Genomic DNA, 15344 nt, shown 5'->3' with positions numbered 1-15344 from the left:
TCAAACCATCAATAACGCAACTGGTCCCAGCAACAGATAGGAGGCCAGCGTCCAAAGCCCGGAACAGGTCTCGATGGCTTTTCCGCTTTGGGTCCGGGTCTGGGTTAGGAAGTGAAACGCCAGCAACGCCGATATTATCCAACCCAGGCTCAGCAGCACTATTGTGAGCCCTCCAACAGCGACACGGTCGGCCGCCAGCGATGCGAAAACGCCGGCTGCGCCCATGGCGCTCAACCAAACGAGGCAGGCGGTTTTGCGTCCCCACAGCACCGAATAGGTTTCGACGCCGGGTTCCTCGTCTTCCGGCACGCGAATCTTGCGGCCGATTTCGATCACCAGGCCATTGGCATAGCTGGCGGCAAGAAACCAGCTTAATCCGGCCGGCGGAGTCGAAGTTTGCGGCAGCCAATCGCAGGCGCTGGCATAAAGCTGAATCAGCGGCATGATCAGCATGTGGCTCAACATATAAGGCGTTGGGTGCCGCCGCAGCCAGGAACCGGCGAAAAACTCCACTGTCATCAAGCCCAGATAAACCCAGACCAAGACCAACAACATTGCCAATGGCGCGTGCAGCAGCAGTGCCGCCAGCATCTGTAATGCCAGAACGATGATCGCCAGATAACGCAGATCGTTCAAACCGATCAATCCGCGCGGGACCGGGCGATAAGCACGGTAACGGCAGTCGTCCTCGAAATCCTTGAATTCATCGGCGATGCGTAACAAGAGAAAAAAACCGAATGTGGTGGCGAAGGCAACCGCAAAGGCCGAGAGTTCTAAGGCATAGCGCCCGCCTAGCACGGCCGAATAAGCGACGGCCGCCAAGCTGAAGACGGCAATCAGTGTGCCGTGCGCGAACACCGGAAAACGTTCTTGCTGATAAATCCACCAGCGGTTTTGTTTGATTGCATTCCACATCGCGTTATCCCCGTGCTAGTTTTTGATGGGCGCGGGCGAAATCGCCGGCGCATAGCGCGCCAACAATCGAAAGCTCACCAGCCAGGCACAGCGCGGCGCAGGTTTCAGCAAAGGCCTGCGCCTTGTCCGCGCCAGCAAAGCCGGCAATTTCCAGGCAGGCATGCTGGCTGGGCAGGCCGGTGCCGCCGCCGACGCTGCCCACTATCAAATTGGGCAGCGTCACCGCGGCGTATAAATCGTGGTTTTCGGTCTGTTCGAAGCGCGTTACTCCGACGGCGGATTCGGCGACACAGGCAACGTCCTGCCCACAAGCCAGATACAAAGCGGCCAAACCGTTGGCGTAATGGCCCTGTACACCGATTGTGCCACTCAGTACGCCACCTATCGCCGCCATGCGCCAATGATCGACCATTGCGGCGGCCGAGGTATGCAGATGGGTTTTGATCATTGGACCGGGTATCAACACTTCCGCGGTGACTTTCTTGCCGCGCACGGCCAGAAACGATTGCAAGCTAGCTTTCTTATCGCCGGAAAAATTGGCTTCCAGAAAGTAATATTTCGGTTTGAGTGGCGAGGTGGCGATGATGTAATCGCAAATGGCCTGAGTGGCGATGGTCACCATGTTTTGCCCGGCGGCATCGCCGGTCAGAAACTGAAAGCGCAGGTAGACATGATTGCCTTCTACGGTGAATTCCAGATCGGCGAGTTTGCCATGCCGGGTAGTCCGCTCGGCGGCTAGACGGAATTGCTCTTCTTGGGTAACCGCCCAAGCCACGAATAGCCCGGCATCGCGCAAATTCTCGAAGGCAAAGCCGGGAGCGCGGCTGACGCCCTCGCTCAACAACATCGCCGTGCAGCCACCGGCTTCGGTAATGAGTTGCGCGCCACGACTATAGGACGCTACCAGCGCGGCTTCGGTGGTGGCGAGCGGTAGTACGAAATCGCCCTGTGCGAAAAGGCCATTCACCCGCAATGGCCCTACCAATCCAACGGGTACTTTTACCGTGCCGATGAAGTTTTCGATGTTGTGTTGATAACTCCGATATTGCTGTTCAGTCTGTGGATCCAGCAACTGGGCCTGGATTTCCGCCGAGACACCGAGCGCGTGCCAGCGTTTTGCGATTTCCCCGCTAGTTAATGTGTGATGATGTTTGGGAATGGAAATCGCCGGCGTATCAGAACGCGGGGCCAGTCTTGAGGCCAGCTCTTGCAGCGAGTGACTTTCCAGCAGTCGGGAAAGATGCTGGTTGGCGCGTTGCCGTGAAATTGACATGATCCACCTCTCAGAATGGAATGTGGAATCGGAAAGTAAACCTGTTTTATATTCCCGTCAAATTTATCAGGTTAATCTCACCGTTGGTCGTGTTCGACAAGCGGTCTATCCGCATTCTCTGGCGGTAATTTGATTGGTACCGGCCCAACCTTCCAGATCTGATCACAATATTCGCGTATAGCTCGGTCCGACGAAAAACAGCCTGATCTGGCCGTATTCAATATAGACATGCTTGTCCATTTATCCTGATCTTGCCAAAGCGAGCAAATTCGCTCGTGGCAGGAAATATAATCGGCATAGTCCGCAAGAACCATATACGGGTCAATCGAGCGAATATTGTCCAACAGCGGAAGGAGAATTTCCCGGTCTCCATGAGTAAAATGGCCAGTGTCCAATAAGTGGAAGATTTCCGCTAATTGCTGATCGTTTTCTATGTAAGAGGAGGGGCTGTAACCTTCGCGTTTGAGTCTTTGCACCTCAAATGCTTGATGACCAAAGTCGAAAAAATTCTCGGCCCCCACTCTTTCACGGATTTCGATATTGGCGCCATCCAGCGTACCTATGGTTAATGCGCCGTTCAACGCAAATTTCATATTACCGGTGCCTGAGGCCTCTGTACCGGCCAGGGATATTTGTTCGGACAAGTCCGCCGCAGGATAAATGATCTGGCTCTTCTGCACATTGAAATTGGGGATGAAGACAACTCGCAACAGACAGTTGATTTCCGGATCGTGATTGATTGTTTCGGCTACGGCATGAATGAATTTGATGATGCTTTTAGCCATTGCGTAATTAGGCGCGGCCTTGCCGGCGAAAATAAAGGCTTGTGGTGGCAGCTTCAAGGTAGGATTTCGTTTCAGACGACAATACAGAGTCAGAATGTAAAGTAGATTCAGGTGCTGACGTTTGTATTCATGGATACGTTTGATTTGAATATCGAATAACCAACTTGGATCAAGAGAGATACCGATCTGTTTTTGAATATATCCGGCAAGCCTGACTTTATTGTCGTGTTTTACTGCCAGCCAACGTTGTCGAAAGTTTGGATCCTCGGCATAAGCTTCGAGCTTTTGGAGTTGATCGGTCCTCGTGATCCATTGTGGGCCTATCGTTTCAGTGATCAACTCGGTTAGGTCCGGATTGGCTAATACCATAAACCGGCGCGGCGACACGCCATTGGTCTTATTGTTAAACCGGACAGGCCAAAGTTCGTAGAACTCTTTCAATATACTGGTTTGCAGCAATTCAGTATGTAGTTCCGCCACGCCATTGATGGAATGACTGCCAACGCAGGCCAAATGTGCCATGCGAAGGTGCCTGAGGTTGGTTTCATCGAACAACGATAACTTGGCGATACGCTCGTCATCGCCGGGATAGCGTTGCCTGACTTCATCCAGAAAATGGCGATTGATTTCATAAATGATTTCCAAATGACGGGGCAGCAGATCCTGGAATAAGGCCAAGGACCAAGCTTCCAAAGCCTCCGGCATCAGCGTGTGATTGGTGTAGCTGAAGGTACGACAGGTGATTTGCCAGGCATCATCCCACGACAATAATCGTTCATCGATTAACAGGCGCATCAATTCGGCTACCGCGATGGCCGGATGGGTATCGTTCAGTTGAGCGGCAAAACGATCTGGAAACTCCGTTATGGCTTGCCCCGTGATATCGAGCAAATGCAGCATGTCCTGTAGTGAGCAGGACACGAAGAAATATTGTTGCGATAACCTAAGCTTTTTACCGGCTTCCGGCTCGTCGTTGGGATAGAGAACCTTAGTTAGGGTTTCGGATATAACTTTCTCTTCCACCGCCTGATAATAATCGCCGGTATTGAAAGCCTGAAAATCAAAAGACTCGCAGGCTTCGGCACTCCATAACCGAAGGGTATTGCAGGTATTGACTCGATAGCCAGGTACCGGTGTGTCGAACGCCACTCCCTTAACCATGCGGTCTGGAATCCAGCGCATGCGGATGTCGCCCCTATTGTCGCGGTAAGATTCGGAATGGCCGCCGAATCCGACGTAATAGGCGACTTCCGGCTTGGCGATTTCCCATGGATTGCCGCCGCGTAACCATTTGTCGGTCATTTCCACTTGCCAGCCGTCGCGGATATGTTGGTCGAAGATGCCGAACTCATAACGAATGCCGTAGCCGATGGCAGGACGCTCCAAGGTCGCCAAAGAATCCAGATAACAAGCCGCCAATCTGCCGAGCCCGCCGTTTCCGAGTCCTGGCTCAGCTTCCAAGGCTATTAATTCATCGAGGTCCTTACCCAAATCAGCAACTGCTTTACGAACCTCGGGCTCGATACCGAGATTGATCAGGCTATTTTCAAGCTGTGGGCCTATCATGAATTCGGCTGAAAAATAGCAGACGACTTTGACGTCTTTTTTTAGGCGAACGCCTTTTAAATAATTCTGGACAGTATTAATCCACCGGTGCTGCAAACGGTCCCGTATAGCGAATGCCAAAGCCTTGTAATAGGCTTGTTTCGGGGCCTCGTGGGGCGACCTTCCCAGACTGTATATCAAATGTTCGAGGATGCCCTGTTTGATAGAATGGGCACTGAGACTGGTGCGAGACTGAACAACCGTTAGCAGTTCTTCGATTCGAGGATCGCTGATTCTATTCTTGGAGTGCATTAAGTGCCGTATTATGGACGCGTGAAAAAATAGTTACTGGCACGAGCAAAATCCGCGAATTTCCGGCCATTTCATATGACCAATGTACTCTTATCTTGTCCAGATTTCACTGACTTCTAGTCAACAGATTACTCTCTGACGCTGAGGAGTTTTATCGAAACAAACAATCCAAAATTGTCGAATATGGCGTGCCAAGTGATAAGCGCCTAGCAAAAAATCCACATGTATTGCTTGTTGCCAAGCGCTATGAAGATGGGGCTTGGAAAAGATCGTGCACTTGTCGACTTATTGCTAAGCGCTTACGTGATTACTTACTATGCATAAATGGAAGCTTCACATAATGGCCGATCGGCGCCACTAGCGGGTTTCGATTGGAATTCCTGGCGGTTTTGACTTTGGAATTGGGGCTGATTTAATCCGAATACGTAATCTGCCCAATAATGCTGATGCTTAAGGATAGGAATTATCGATATCAAATACTGCTAATGCAGCGAAAGATATTAGAGTGTACGTTACACCTGCAGTGGCCATTCAAGGACCACTGTGGTGTAAACAATTTTTACGACTTTATTAAACGTTTTACGACTTTATTCTCACGAAACACATCCATTTCACCAACATCGCCGCTATTCCACCGTTACCGACTTCGCCAGATTGCGAGGTTGGTCGACGTCGGTACCTTTCAACACTGCGACGTGATACGAAAGCAGTTGTAACGGTATCGTATAAATAATCGGGGAGATGGCGTTGGCAACGCTGGGCATTTTGACGATTTGCACGTTCTCGTCGGCGGCGTCGCTTTCGGCCAAATCTTCGTCCATGAATACGATCAGCTGACCGCCCCGGGCGCTGACTTCCTGGATGTTGGATTTCAACTTTTCCAGCAAATTGTTATTCGGCGCCACGGTGACCACCGGCATTTCCGCGTCGATCAACGCCAGCGGGCCGTGCTTCAACTCCCCGGCCGGATAGGCTTCGGCGTGGATGTAGGAAATTTCCTTAAGCTTCAAGGCCCCTTCCATCGCAATCGGGTAATGCGTGCCGCGGCCGAGGAACAGCGCATTGTGCTTGTCGGCAAATCGCTGCGACAGCAATTCGATTGCATTGTCCAGCTTCAGCACTTTTTCGATGTTGCCTGGCAAAGCGAACAATTGCGAGACGATGTGCTCTTCTTTCTCGGCGCTGAGTTCGAAGCGGCGGCCGATGGCGATGATAAGCATTAGCAGGGCGACCAACTGGGTGGTGAAGGCCTTGGTCGACGCGACGCCGATTTCCGGGCCGGCGCGGGTCATCAACACCAGATCTGATTCGCGCACCAGGGAGCTTTCCGGCGCGTTGCAGATCACCAAGGAATGTTTGACGCCGAGCTTTTTAGCCTCCTGCAATGCGGCGAGAGTATCGGCGGTTTCGCCGGACTGGGAAATAGTGACGACCAGGGTATCCGGGGCGACGACCGGGTTACGGTAACGAAATTCGCTGGCGATCTCGATTGCGCAAGGAACGCGGGCGTATTTCTCGAACCAGTAGCGGGCGACCAAACCGGCATGGTAACTAGTACCGCAAGCCAGAATCAGCACCGATTTGATTTGGTCAAACACTTCGCCGGCATTGTGACCAAAGGCATTATCCTGCAAGCGGTTGTCGATGAAACGGCCTTCCAGGGTTTCCGATACCGCCCAGGCTTGCTCGTAGATTTCCTTGAGCATGTAGTGGCGGTATTTGCCTTTGTCGACTGCGTCGGCCTTGAGCTGGCTTTCGATGACCGGACGAATGACGCGGCGGCCGGCGTCGTCGAAAATAGTGACGCCGTTGATGGTCAATTCGGCGATGTCGCCGTCTTCCAGAAAGATGAAGCGTTGCGTGACCGGCAGCAGCGCGGCAATGTCGGAGGCGATGAAGTATTCACCGATACCGATACCGATCACCAACGGGCTGCCTTTACGGCAGGCAACCAGTACGTCCGGTTGTTCGCTGTCGATCACACCCAGCGCGTAGGCGCCGCGTAAGGTTTTAACGGTTTTGCCGACCGCATCGAGCAGGCTGCCGGAGTCTTTCAATTCTTCGGCGACCTTGTGGACGATGACCTCGGTATCGGTTTCGGACGTGAAAACGTAGCCGTTTTCCTGCAGTGCGGTGCGCAGGTTATCGTGGTTTTCGATGATACCGTTGTGGACAACCGCGACCCGGTCCTTACTGACGTGAGGGTGTGCGTTGCGAGTACTCGGCTTGCCGTGGGTGGCCCAGCGTGTGTGGGCGATGCCAATACGGCCTTCGATCGGATCGGCCGCAATCAATTCTTCCAGTCCTTTAACCTTGCCCAATTCACGCTTCCGGAATATTTCGCCGTTTTGGATCACGGCCAGCCCGGCCGAGTCGTACCCGCGGTATTCCAGACGTTTCAAACCTTCTATCAAAATCGGAACCACGTTGCGTTGGGCAACGCCCGCGACTATGCCACACATATTATTTCTCCGACTTACAGGAATGTTGGGAGTGCAGAAGATTGTCCGGAACAATCTCTGCCGACTTACAGGGATGTGAGGAGTGCGGAGAATTGTCCGGAACAATCTCCGCCAGTTTAACCGGTCTTTGCCAAGTCGGTACGCTAAGCTGCTTGGTGCGGCTCAACGTCAATTGGTCGTCGGGCGTATCCTTGGTGATGGTGGAACCGGCGCCAATCGTGGCATTTTTGCCCACCGTCACCGGCGCTACCAACTGCGTATCAGAACCGATAAACGCGCCATCGCCGATCACGGTTTTGAACTTATTGACGCCATCGTAATTGCAAGTGATGGTACCGGCACCGATATTGACTTTACGGCCGACTTCGCTATCGCCAATATAGCTTAAATGGTTAATCTTGCTACCGCTGGCAACGGACGACTTTTTGATCTCGACAAAATTGCCGATATGCACGTGGTCGGCCAGTTCGGTTTGCGGCCGCAGCCTGGCAAACGGGCCGATCCGACTGCCGCTGCCGACGCTGGCGTCTTCAATTACGCTGTTCGCCAATACTTCTACGCCGTCGGCAATCGTCGAATTTTTGATCAGGCAGTTAGGGCCTATTTTGACGTTAGAGCCTATTCGATTCGTCCCTTCGAAAATAACGTTGACATCGATATCGATGTCCTGACCCAGTTCGGCAAATTCGCCGCGGATGTCGATACGAGCCGGGTCGCGCAATGTAACACCCTTTTCCATCAGGAAATGCGCTTGCTCGGCTTGGTATACGCGTTCCAGCTGGGCGAGCTGCATCCGGTTGTTTACCCCGAGCACTTCATCGGCACTGCCGGCCTGGCAGGTTTCGATGGTTAGGCCATCTTCCACCGCCATTTCGATGATGTCGGTCAAATAGTATTCGTTTTGGGCGTTGTTGTTACCGAGCCTGGCCAGCCACTGTTTGAGTTGGCTGCCTTTACAGGCCAGGATGCCGGTATTGCCTTCCGTAATTTGCAACTCGGCTTCGTTGGCGTCCTTTTGCTCAACGATCTTCACTACCGCATGTTCCTTGTCACGCACAATGCGGCCATAGCCGGTCGGGTCGTCCAAGTTGACCGTTAACAAAGCCAGAGTGGTCAGGCTGACTTTATGCAATAGCGCATTTAGGGTTTTTGCTTTCAGTAACGGCACATCGCCATACAGAATCAACACCGTATCCGGGTCGTCGACGTAGTGAATGGCCTGTTGCACGGCGTGTCCGGTGCCTAACTGCTGCTTTTGTTCGATCCAGGTGGCATCCAGCGACGCCAAGGTTTGCTTGACCGTCTCGCCACCGTGGCCGTAAATGATGTAGATTTGGTTATTTTCCAGAGATCGCGCAGTCTCGTAGACGTGTTGCAATAGCGCCTTATCGGCGATTTCGTGCAGTACTTTCGGCCGGGACGAGCGCATTCGCGTACCTTGGCCGGCGGCGAGAATAATGGTTTTTATCGACATCGCTATTCCTTAAACAAAAAAAGCCCGATAACGTTACGCTATCGGGCTTAAATTTTCACGCAAATCGGATTTTATGCGCCACGCTTTCTGAGTCTGTCCAGAGTTTTCAACTGGTTAACCGCTTGCGCCAATTCGGCTTGGGCGATCGCGTAATCGTATTTGCCGGACTTGTCTTGCAACATTTCTTCCGCTCTGGCCTTGGCTTGCAATGCCGCCGCTTCGTCAATGTCGTGAGCTCTGATCGCGGTTTCGGCCAGCACGGTCACCAAATGCGGCTGAACTTCCAAAAACCCGCCGGATACGAAAAACGCGTGCGATTCTTTGTCGCTGATTTTAACCCTGACTTCACCGGGCTTCAGCTTAGTAATCAGCGGCGCATGGCGCGGCGCGATACCGACTTCACCCAACTCGGCAGGCGCGAACACCATCTCCGCCAAGCCGGAAAAAATTTCCGCCTCGGCGCTGACGATGTCCACATGTATTGTCATTGCCATGTTAAAACTCTCCTATGAGCCGGATTACATGCCTTTGGCTTTTTCAACGGCTTCGTCAATCGTGCCGACCATATAGAAAGCTTGTTCGGGCAGGCTGTCGTATTCGCCGCTGATGATACCTTTGAAGCCGGCAATGGTATCTTTCAGAGAAACGTATTTGCCTGGCGAACCGGTGAAGACCTCAGCCACGAAGAACGGTTGCGACAGGAAACGCTGGATTTTACGAGCCCTGGCCACAGTCAATTTGTCTTCCTCAGACAATTCGTCCATCCCCAAAATCGCAATAATATCGCGCAGTTCTTTGTAGCGTTGCAGGATACCTTGCACCGAGCGCGCCACTTCGTAATGTTCTTGGCCGATAACCAACGGATCCAACTGACGACTGGTGGAATCCAGCGGATCGATCGCAGGGTAAATACCCAATTCGGCGATTTGGCGCGACAATACCACGGTCGCGTCCAAGTGGGCGAAGGTAGTGGCAGGCGACGGGTCGGTCAAGTCGTCCGCCGGTACATAAACCGCTTGGATAGAGGTGATGGAACCGGTTTTGGTCGAGGTAATGCGTTCTTGCAGTACGCCCATTTCTTCCGCCAATGTCGGTTGGTAACCTACCGCGGACGGCATCCGGCCCAACAATGCCGATACTTCGGTACCGGCCAGCGTGTAACGGTAAATGTTGTCGACGAAGAACAGTACGTCGCGTCCCTCGTCGCGGAAGTACTCGGCCATGGTCAGACCGGTCAACGCTACCCGCAAACGGTTTCCCGGTGGCTCGTTCATCTGGCCGTAAACCAACGATACTTTATCGATAACGTTGGAGTCGGTCATTTCGTGGTAGAAGTCGTTACCTTCGCGGGTACGTTCGCCCACGCCGGCGAATACCGAGTAACCGCTATGTTCGATCGCGATGTTGCGGATCAATTCCATCATGTTTACGGTCTTGCCCACGCCGGCGCCGCCGAACAGGCCGACTTTACCGCCTTTCGCGAACGGGCAAACCAAGTCGATAACCTTGATACCGGTTTCCAACAATTCGTTGGCGGGGGCTTGTTCGTCGTAGGATGGGGCGTCGCGGTGGATGGTCCATTTTTCTTTCTCGCCGATCGGGCCTTTTTCGTCAATCGCTTCGCCGAGAACGTTCATGATGCGGCCCAGCGTGGCTTGGCCTACCGGTACTTTAATCGCCTCGCCGGTGTTGGTCACATTGACGCCGCGGCTCAGACCGTCGGTGGAACCCATCGCAATGGTCCGCACCACGCCGTCGCCCAATTGTTGTTGAACTTCCAGAACCAGACCGCCCTCGACATTCAACGCGTCATATACTTTCGGCAGGTTGTCGCGCGGAAATTCCACGTCGACGACCGCACCGATGATTTGAACGATTTTACCCAAACTCATTATGTCGTCCTCTATAAAAATCTATCTAAACTTGTCTTGAATGCCTTACACCGCGGCGGCGCCGGCGACGATTTCGGAAATTTCCTGCGTAATCGCGGCCTGTCTGGCTTTGTTGTAGACCAGTTGCAATTCTTTGATGATGTTGCCGGCGTTATCGGAGGCGCTTTTCATCGCCACCATCCGTGCAGCCTGTTCGCAGGCGTTGTTTTCGACCAAACCCTGGAATACCGCTGACTCGACATAGCGAATCAATAGGCTGTCCAATACGTCTTTGGCGTTGGGCTCGTACAGGTAATCCCACCGGCCTTTTGTCTCTTCGCCCAGTTCGCCGACCGATACCGGCAACAATTTCTGCATCACCGGCTTTTGAGTCATGGTGTTGACAAAGTCGTTGCTGAGCAGGAAAAGCTCGTCGATATCGCCGTTAGTAAAGGCATCCAGCATGATTTTGATCGGGCCGATAATGTCACTCTGGTGCGGTGTGTCGCCCAACTTCGAAACCTGACCGACCAAATTGGCGTTGATCATACTGAAGAACGCAGCACCCTTACCGCCAATCGCGCAGACATCGACGGCGACACCTTTGCCTTGCCATTGGTGCATTTCGCTCAGCACCTTTCTGAACAGGTTGGCGTTCAAGCCGCCGCATAAACCACGGTCGGAACTCACCACGATAATGCCTACCCGTTTAACGTCCCGTTCGATCATGAACGGATGTTTGTACTCAGGATTGGCTTTGGCCAGATGCCGAATGATCTGGCCAATTTTTTTCGAGTAAGGCCGGGTAGCCTGCATACGGTCTTTGGTTTTACGCATCTTACTCGCCGCCACCATTTCCATGGCTCGAGTAATCTTCTGAGTATTCTTGATACTCGCGATTTTTGATCGTATCTCTTTACCAACAGCCATGTGCGAGTCCTTTACCAGCTAGCAGTCTTGACGAAACGCTCGATCGCCGCGTGAATGCCTTTTTGGATTTCGTCGTTGTAGTCGCCTTTTTCGTTGATTTTGGCCATCAACTCGGCTTCCTCGTTTCGCATGAAATCCAGCAGCGCCGCTTCGAATACGCGTACTTGTTTGACTTCCAAGCTATCCAGAAATCCGTTGTTTGCCGCATACAGCGAAACGCCCATTTCCGCAACCGACATCGGCGCATATTGGTTCTGTTTCATCAGTTCGGTGACGCGTTGGCCGCGCTCGATCTGTTTGCGGGTACTTTCGTCCAGATCAGAAGCGAACTGAGCAAATGCCGCCAACTCGCGGAACTGCGCCAAGTCCAGACGAATACCGCCGCCCAATTTTTTGATGATCTTGGTTTGCGCCGCACCGCCAACCCGCGACACCGACAAACCCGCGTTCACGGCAGGACGGATACCGGAGTTGAACAAACCGGTTTCCAGGAAGATCTGGCCGTCGGTGATTGAGATTACGTTAGTCGGAACGAACGCGGAAACGTCGCCGCCTTGAGTTTCGATAATCGGCAACGCTGTCAGCGAACCGGTTTTGCCCTTAACTTTTCCGCCGGTCAGTTTCTCGACTTCATCGGCATTGATACGGGCAGCACGTTCCAGCAAACGGGAGTGGATGTAGAACACGTCGCCCGGATAGGCTTCACGTCCCGGCGGACGACGCAGCAACAAAGAAATTTGACGGTAGGCCCAAGCTTGCTTGGTCAAATCGTCGTAGATGATCAACGCATCTTGGCCGTTGTCGCGGAAGTATTCACCCATCGAGCAACCAGTGTACGGCGCGATGAATTGCAGAGCAGCGGATTCGGAGGCCGAGGCGACGACGATGATGGTATGTTCCATCGCGCCGTGTTCTTCCAACTTACGCACCACGTTGGCAATCGACGAACGTTTTTGGCCGATCGCAACATAAATACATTTAATGCCGGTGCCTTTTTGATTGATGATGGCATCGACGGCAATCGCGGTTTTGCCGGTTTGGCGGTCGCCAATGATCAATTCCCGTTGGCCACGACCTACCGGGATCATCGAGTCAATCGATTTCAAACCGATTTGTACCGGTTGATCAACCGATTGGCGCGCGATAACGCCGGGTGCGATTTTTTCGATTGGGGAGGTCAGATTGGTCTCGATCGCGCCTTTGCCGTCGATCGGGTTACCCAGCGCATCCACCACGCGGCCCAAAAGCGCTTCGCCGACAGGCACTTCCAAAATCCGGCCGGTGCATTTAACGGTGTCTCCTTCGGTGATGTGCTGGTAAGCACCCAGCATAACGACACCGACAGAGTCTCTTTCCAGGTTTAAAGCCATGCCGTAAGAGCCGCCAGGAAATTCCAGCATTTCACCTTGCATTGCTTCAGACAAACCGTGAACCCGAACGATACCGTCGGTAACGCTGACTACGGTGCCCTCGGTGTGGGCCTCGAGGTGGGCGTCGAAGTTCTCGATCTTCTTCTTGATCAGATCACTTATTTCTGATGGATTTAATTGCATGTTATTTTCCCGCTCTAACTCTTAAAGTCTTTTAGCTAATTGATGAAGCTGGCCTCTGACGGAACCGTCGATGACTTTGTCGCCGGCTTTGGCGAGAATGCCCCCAATTAACGATTTATCGACAGACACTGACGCGTTGACTTTTTTCTGCAAAAACTTTTCGAGCATGGCGACGTATTTGCCTTGCTCGGCTTTTGTCAAAGCGTATGCGCTTTGCAGCTCGACATTGACATAACCTTCGTCGTCGGCCCTATACTGTTCGAACATTACCGAAATCTGAGGCAACAAAGGCAATTTGTCGTTCTCGATCAACACTTTGAGAAGGTTTTTGGCTTCATCGTGAATTTGATCCTGGCAAATATCCAGGAGCAACTGTGCTGTATTCTGTTTGTTGACTCTGGGGTTGGCAACGATTCCAGCCAAGGCCTCGTCTTGGACCAGCAAAGACAAAAACGTTAAAGAATCGGACCAGTTTTGGGCAGCATCGGCTTCTTTGGCCCGCTTGAACGCGGCCTGAGCGTAAGGTCTTGCTAATGTCGATATTTCAGCCATCGCTTAACCCAATTGTTCTGCCGCTTTACTGATAATGTCTTGGTGCTTGGCCTTGTCGATTTCTTCTTTCAAAATCTGTTCGGCGGCACGTAAAGCCAGAGAGGAAACTTCCTTACGCAAACTTTCCTTGGCGTGCAACATTTCCTGTTCGATTTGCGCTTTGGCTGCTTCCAGCAGGCGTTCGCCTTCTTTCTTGGCTTGTTCCTTGGCTTCTTCGACTAATTGGTTGGCGCGCTTTTGCGCGGCGCTGACGATCTCTGCCGACTGCTCTTTGGCTTCCTTCAACACGCTTTTGGCTTTCTTTTCGGCCAGTCTGATTTCTTCCTGGCCTTTTTCCGCCGCAGCCAAACCTTCCGCGATTTTGGTTTTGCGCTCTTCCAGAGCAGCAATGATCGGCGGCCAGACATACTTCATGGTGAACCACACCAGAAGCGTGAAAGTGATCATCTGCCCGATCAGAGTAGCATTGATACTCATTGATGCTTTCCTCGTAATGCCGTTGTTAGTCTATCTGTCCGCAGTCGTGAATAAACGACACGCAAAAGGCTTGCGCCTGGATTACAGATGAATGGGTTGATTAACCTGCAACGGATTGAACGGCAGAAAGGAACGGGTTTGCGAAAGTCAACATCAGAGCCAAACCCACGCCGATCATGGTTACCGCGTCGAGCAAACCGGCGATGATGAACATTTTGACTTGCAGCATCGGTACCAATTCAGGCTGGCGGGCTGCGCCTTCCAGGAATTTACCGCCCAACAGGCCGAAACCGATAGCGGTACCGATCGCGCCCAATCCCAGAATGATACCGACGGCAATAACGGTGAAGCCTTGAACGTTGGCGATTAATGATGCGAGTTCCATAATGTCTCCTAAAGATTGATATGAATGTAAAAAATAAAACGGTTAGTGGTCTTCGCAGGCCAGACTCAGGTAAACGATGGTCAAGACCATAAATATGAATGCCTGCAAAGTGATTACCAGAATATGGAATACGGCCCAAGGGAAGCCCAGCAAAGGCTGCACGATCGGAGGCAACAATGCGATCAGAATGAAGACCAGCTCGCCGGCGTAAAGGTTGCCGAATAGCCGCAGACCCAATGAGATTGGCTTGGCCAGCTCCTCGACAGTTTTCAGCAGCAGATTGAACGGCATCATTTTCGGGCCGAACGGCGTGCAAGTCATTTCGTGGGCAAAACCGGCCAAGCCTTTGACTTTAATACTGTAAAAGAAAATCAGGAAAAATACGCTTATAGACAGGGCGAAGGTGCCATTCAAATCGGTACTCGGCACGACGCGCATGTATTCCATGCCCATCAAGCTGCCGATCATCGGCAGCAAATCCACCGGCAGCATATCCATCGCATTCCAGAGGAATACCCAGCAGAAAATGGTCAACGCCAACGGTGCGATCAACGCGCTACGGCCGTGAAAACTATCCTTGACCTGCGTATCGACGAACTCGACCAACATTTCGGCGATATTTTGCGCCAAGCCGGGAACGCCGGAGGTTGCCCGTTCGGCAACCGATTTAAAAAACAAAATGAACAATCCGCCCAAAAACACGGAAAAAAACAAGGTATCCAGATGCAATTTCCAAAATCCCTCACCAACCGACAACGGGGTTAAGTGGTGGACTATGTAACCGGTTGCGCCGCCTTCACTAGCCATTTT

At 52.4% G+C, this 15344-nt stretch carries 13 protein-coding genes; all 13 read right to left on the bottom strand.

Annotated features, from left to right (window positions below; all coding sequences use genetic code 11):
* Positions 1-915, bottom strand: a complete 915-nt coding sequence (locus NP603_RS01405; protein ID WP_256609128.1) for a UbiA family prenyltransferase — start codon at positions 913-915, stop codon at positions 1-3.
* 4 nt (positions 916-919) lie between these two features.
* Positions 920-2188, bottom strand: a complete 1269-nt coding sequence (locus NP603_RS01400) for a hydroxymethylglutaryl-CoA reductase (protein ID WP_256609127.1) — start codon at positions 2186-2188, stop codon at positions 920-922.
* Between the two features lie 77 nt (positions 2189-2265).
* Entirely contained in the window at positions 2266-4830 is a 2565-nt protein-coding gene (locus NP603_RS01395; RefSeq protein ID WP_256609126.1) for a glycogen/starch/alpha-glucan phosphorylase, read from the bottom strand.
* Positions 4831-5456: 626 nt separating this feature from the next.
* Positions 5457-7292 carry a glutamine--fructose-6-phosphate transaminase (isomerizing) gene (gene glmS, locus NP603_RS01390; protein ID WP_256609125.1) on the bottom strand — a complete coding sequence of 612 codons (1836 nt, stop codon included), beginning with the start codon at positions 7290-7292 and terminating at the stop codon, positions 5457-5459.
* Position 7293: 1 nt separating this feature from the next.
* Positions 7294-8766 (bottom strand): bifunctional UDP-N-acetylglucosamine diphosphorylase/glucosamine-1-phosphate N-acetyltransferase GlmU, encoded by a 1473-nt coding sequence (gene glmU, locus NP603_RS01385; RefSeq protein WP_256609124.1) that lies wholly within the window; start codon positions 8764-8766, stop codon positions 7294-7296.
* Between the two features lie 71 nt (positions 8767-8837).
* A complete protein-coding gene (locus NP603_RS01380) occupies positions 8838-9260 on the bottom strand; it encodes a F0F1 ATP synthase subunit epsilon (protein ID WP_256609123.1) in 423 nt (140 codons plus the stop codon).
* Between the two features lie 24 nt (positions 9261-9284).
* The gene (gene atpD / locus NP603_RS01375; RefSeq protein WP_256609122.1) at positions 9285-10658 is read right to left on the bottom strand and encodes a F0F1 ATP synthase subunit beta; all 1374 of its coding nucleotides are present in this window, start codon (positions 10656-10658) and stop codon (positions 9285-9287) included.
* A gap of 45 nt (positions 10659-10703) precedes the next feature.
* Positions 10704-11567: a F0F1 ATP synthase subunit gamma gene (gene atpG, locus NP603_RS01370; protein WP_256609121.1), complete on the bottom strand. Its 864-nt coding sequence runs from the start codon at positions 11565-11567 to the stop codon at positions 10704-10706.
* A gap of 11 nt (positions 11568-11578) precedes the next feature.
* Complete coding sequence (gene atpA, locus NP603_RS01365; protein ID WP_256609118.1) at positions 11579-13120, bottom strand: F0F1 ATP synthase subunit alpha; 1542 nt, start codon at positions 13118-13120, stop codon at positions 11579-11581.
* 21 nt (positions 13121-13141) lie between these two features.
* Positions 13142-13672 (bottom strand): F0F1 ATP synthase subunit delta, encoded by a 531-nt coding sequence (locus NP603_RS01360; protein ID WP_256609117.1) that lies wholly within the window; start codon positions 13670-13672, stop codon positions 13142-13144.
* A 3-nt stretch (positions 13673-13675) separates the two neighbouring features.
* Positions 13676-14149 (bottom strand): F0F1 ATP synthase subunit B, encoded by a 474-nt coding sequence (locus NP603_RS01355; protein ID WP_054760810.1) that lies wholly within the window; start codon positions 14147-14149, stop codon positions 13676-13678.
* Between the two features lie 100 nt (positions 14150-14249).
* Positions 14250-14534 carry a F0F1 ATP synthase subunit C gene (gene atpE, locus NP603_RS01350; protein ID WP_020484117.1) on the bottom strand — a complete coding sequence of 95 codons (285 nt, stop codon included), beginning with the start codon at positions 14532-14534 and terminating at the stop codon, positions 14250-14252.
* A 42-nt stretch (positions 14535-14576) separates the two neighbouring features.
* Entirely contained in the window at positions 14577-15341 is a 765-nt protein-coding gene (gene atpB / locus NP603_RS01345; protein WP_256609116.1) for a F0F1 ATP synthase subunit A, read from the bottom strand.
* Positions 15342-15344 lie beyond the last annotated feature (3 nt).

Source organism: Methylomonas aurea, assembly GCF_024505045.1.
In the GTDB taxonomy this organism is placed as follows: Bacteria; Pseudomonadota; Gammaproteobacteria; order Methylococcales; family Methylomonadaceae; genus Methylomonas; species Methylomonas aurea.
This window is presented reverse-complemented; position numbering and strand designations above follow the sequence as displayed.

Coding starts and splice junctions, on each gene's coding strand:
- NP603_RS01400 (WP_256609127.1), bottom strand. CDS start 2,188: ATGTCAATTTCACGGCAACGCGCCAACCAGCATCTTTCCCGACTGCTG.
- atpA (WP_256609118.1), bottom strand. CDS start 13,120: ATGCAATTAAATCCATCAGAAATAAGTGATCTGATCAAGAAGAAGATC.
- atpD (WP_256609122.1), bottom strand. CDS start 10,658: ATGAGTTTGGGTAAAATCGTTCAAATCATCGGTGCGGTCGTCGACGTG.
- glmS (WP_256609125.1), bottom strand. CDS start 7,292: ATGTGTGGCATAGTCGCGGGCGTTGCCCAACGCAACGTGGTTCCGATT.
- NP603_RS01395 (WP_256609126.1), bottom strand. CDS start 4,830: ATGCACTCCAAGAATAGAATCAGCGATCCTCGAATCGAAGAACTGCTA.
- atpG (WP_256609121.1), bottom strand. CDS start 11,567: ATGGCTGTTGGTAAAGAGATACGATCAAAAATCGCGAGTATCAAGAAT.
- NP603_RS01380 (WP_256609123.1), bottom strand. CDS start 9,260: ATGGCAATGACAATACATGTGGACATCGTCAGCGCCGAGGCGGAAATT.
- atpB (WP_256609116.1), bottom strand. CDS start 15,341: ATGGCTAGTGAAGGCGGCGCAACCGGTTACATAGTCCACCACTTAACC.
- atpE (WP_020484117.1), bottom strand. CDS start 14,534: ATGGAACTCGCATCATTAATCGCCAACGTTCAAGGCTTCACCGTTATT.
- glmU (WP_256609124.1), bottom strand. CDS start 8,766: ATGTCGATAAAAACCATTATTCTCGCCGCCGGCCAAGGTACGCGAATG.
- NP603_RS01405 (WP_256609128.1), bottom strand. CDS start 915: ATGTGGAATGCAATCAAACAAAACCGCTGGTGGATTTATCAGCAAGAA.
- NP603_RS01355 (WP_054760810.1), bottom strand. CDS start 14,149: ATGAGTATCAATGCTACTCTGATCGGGCAGATGATCACTTTCACGCTT.
- NP603_RS01360 (WP_256609117.1), bottom strand. CDS start 13,672: ATGGCTGAAATATCGACATTAGCAAGACCTTACGCTCAGGCCGCGTTC.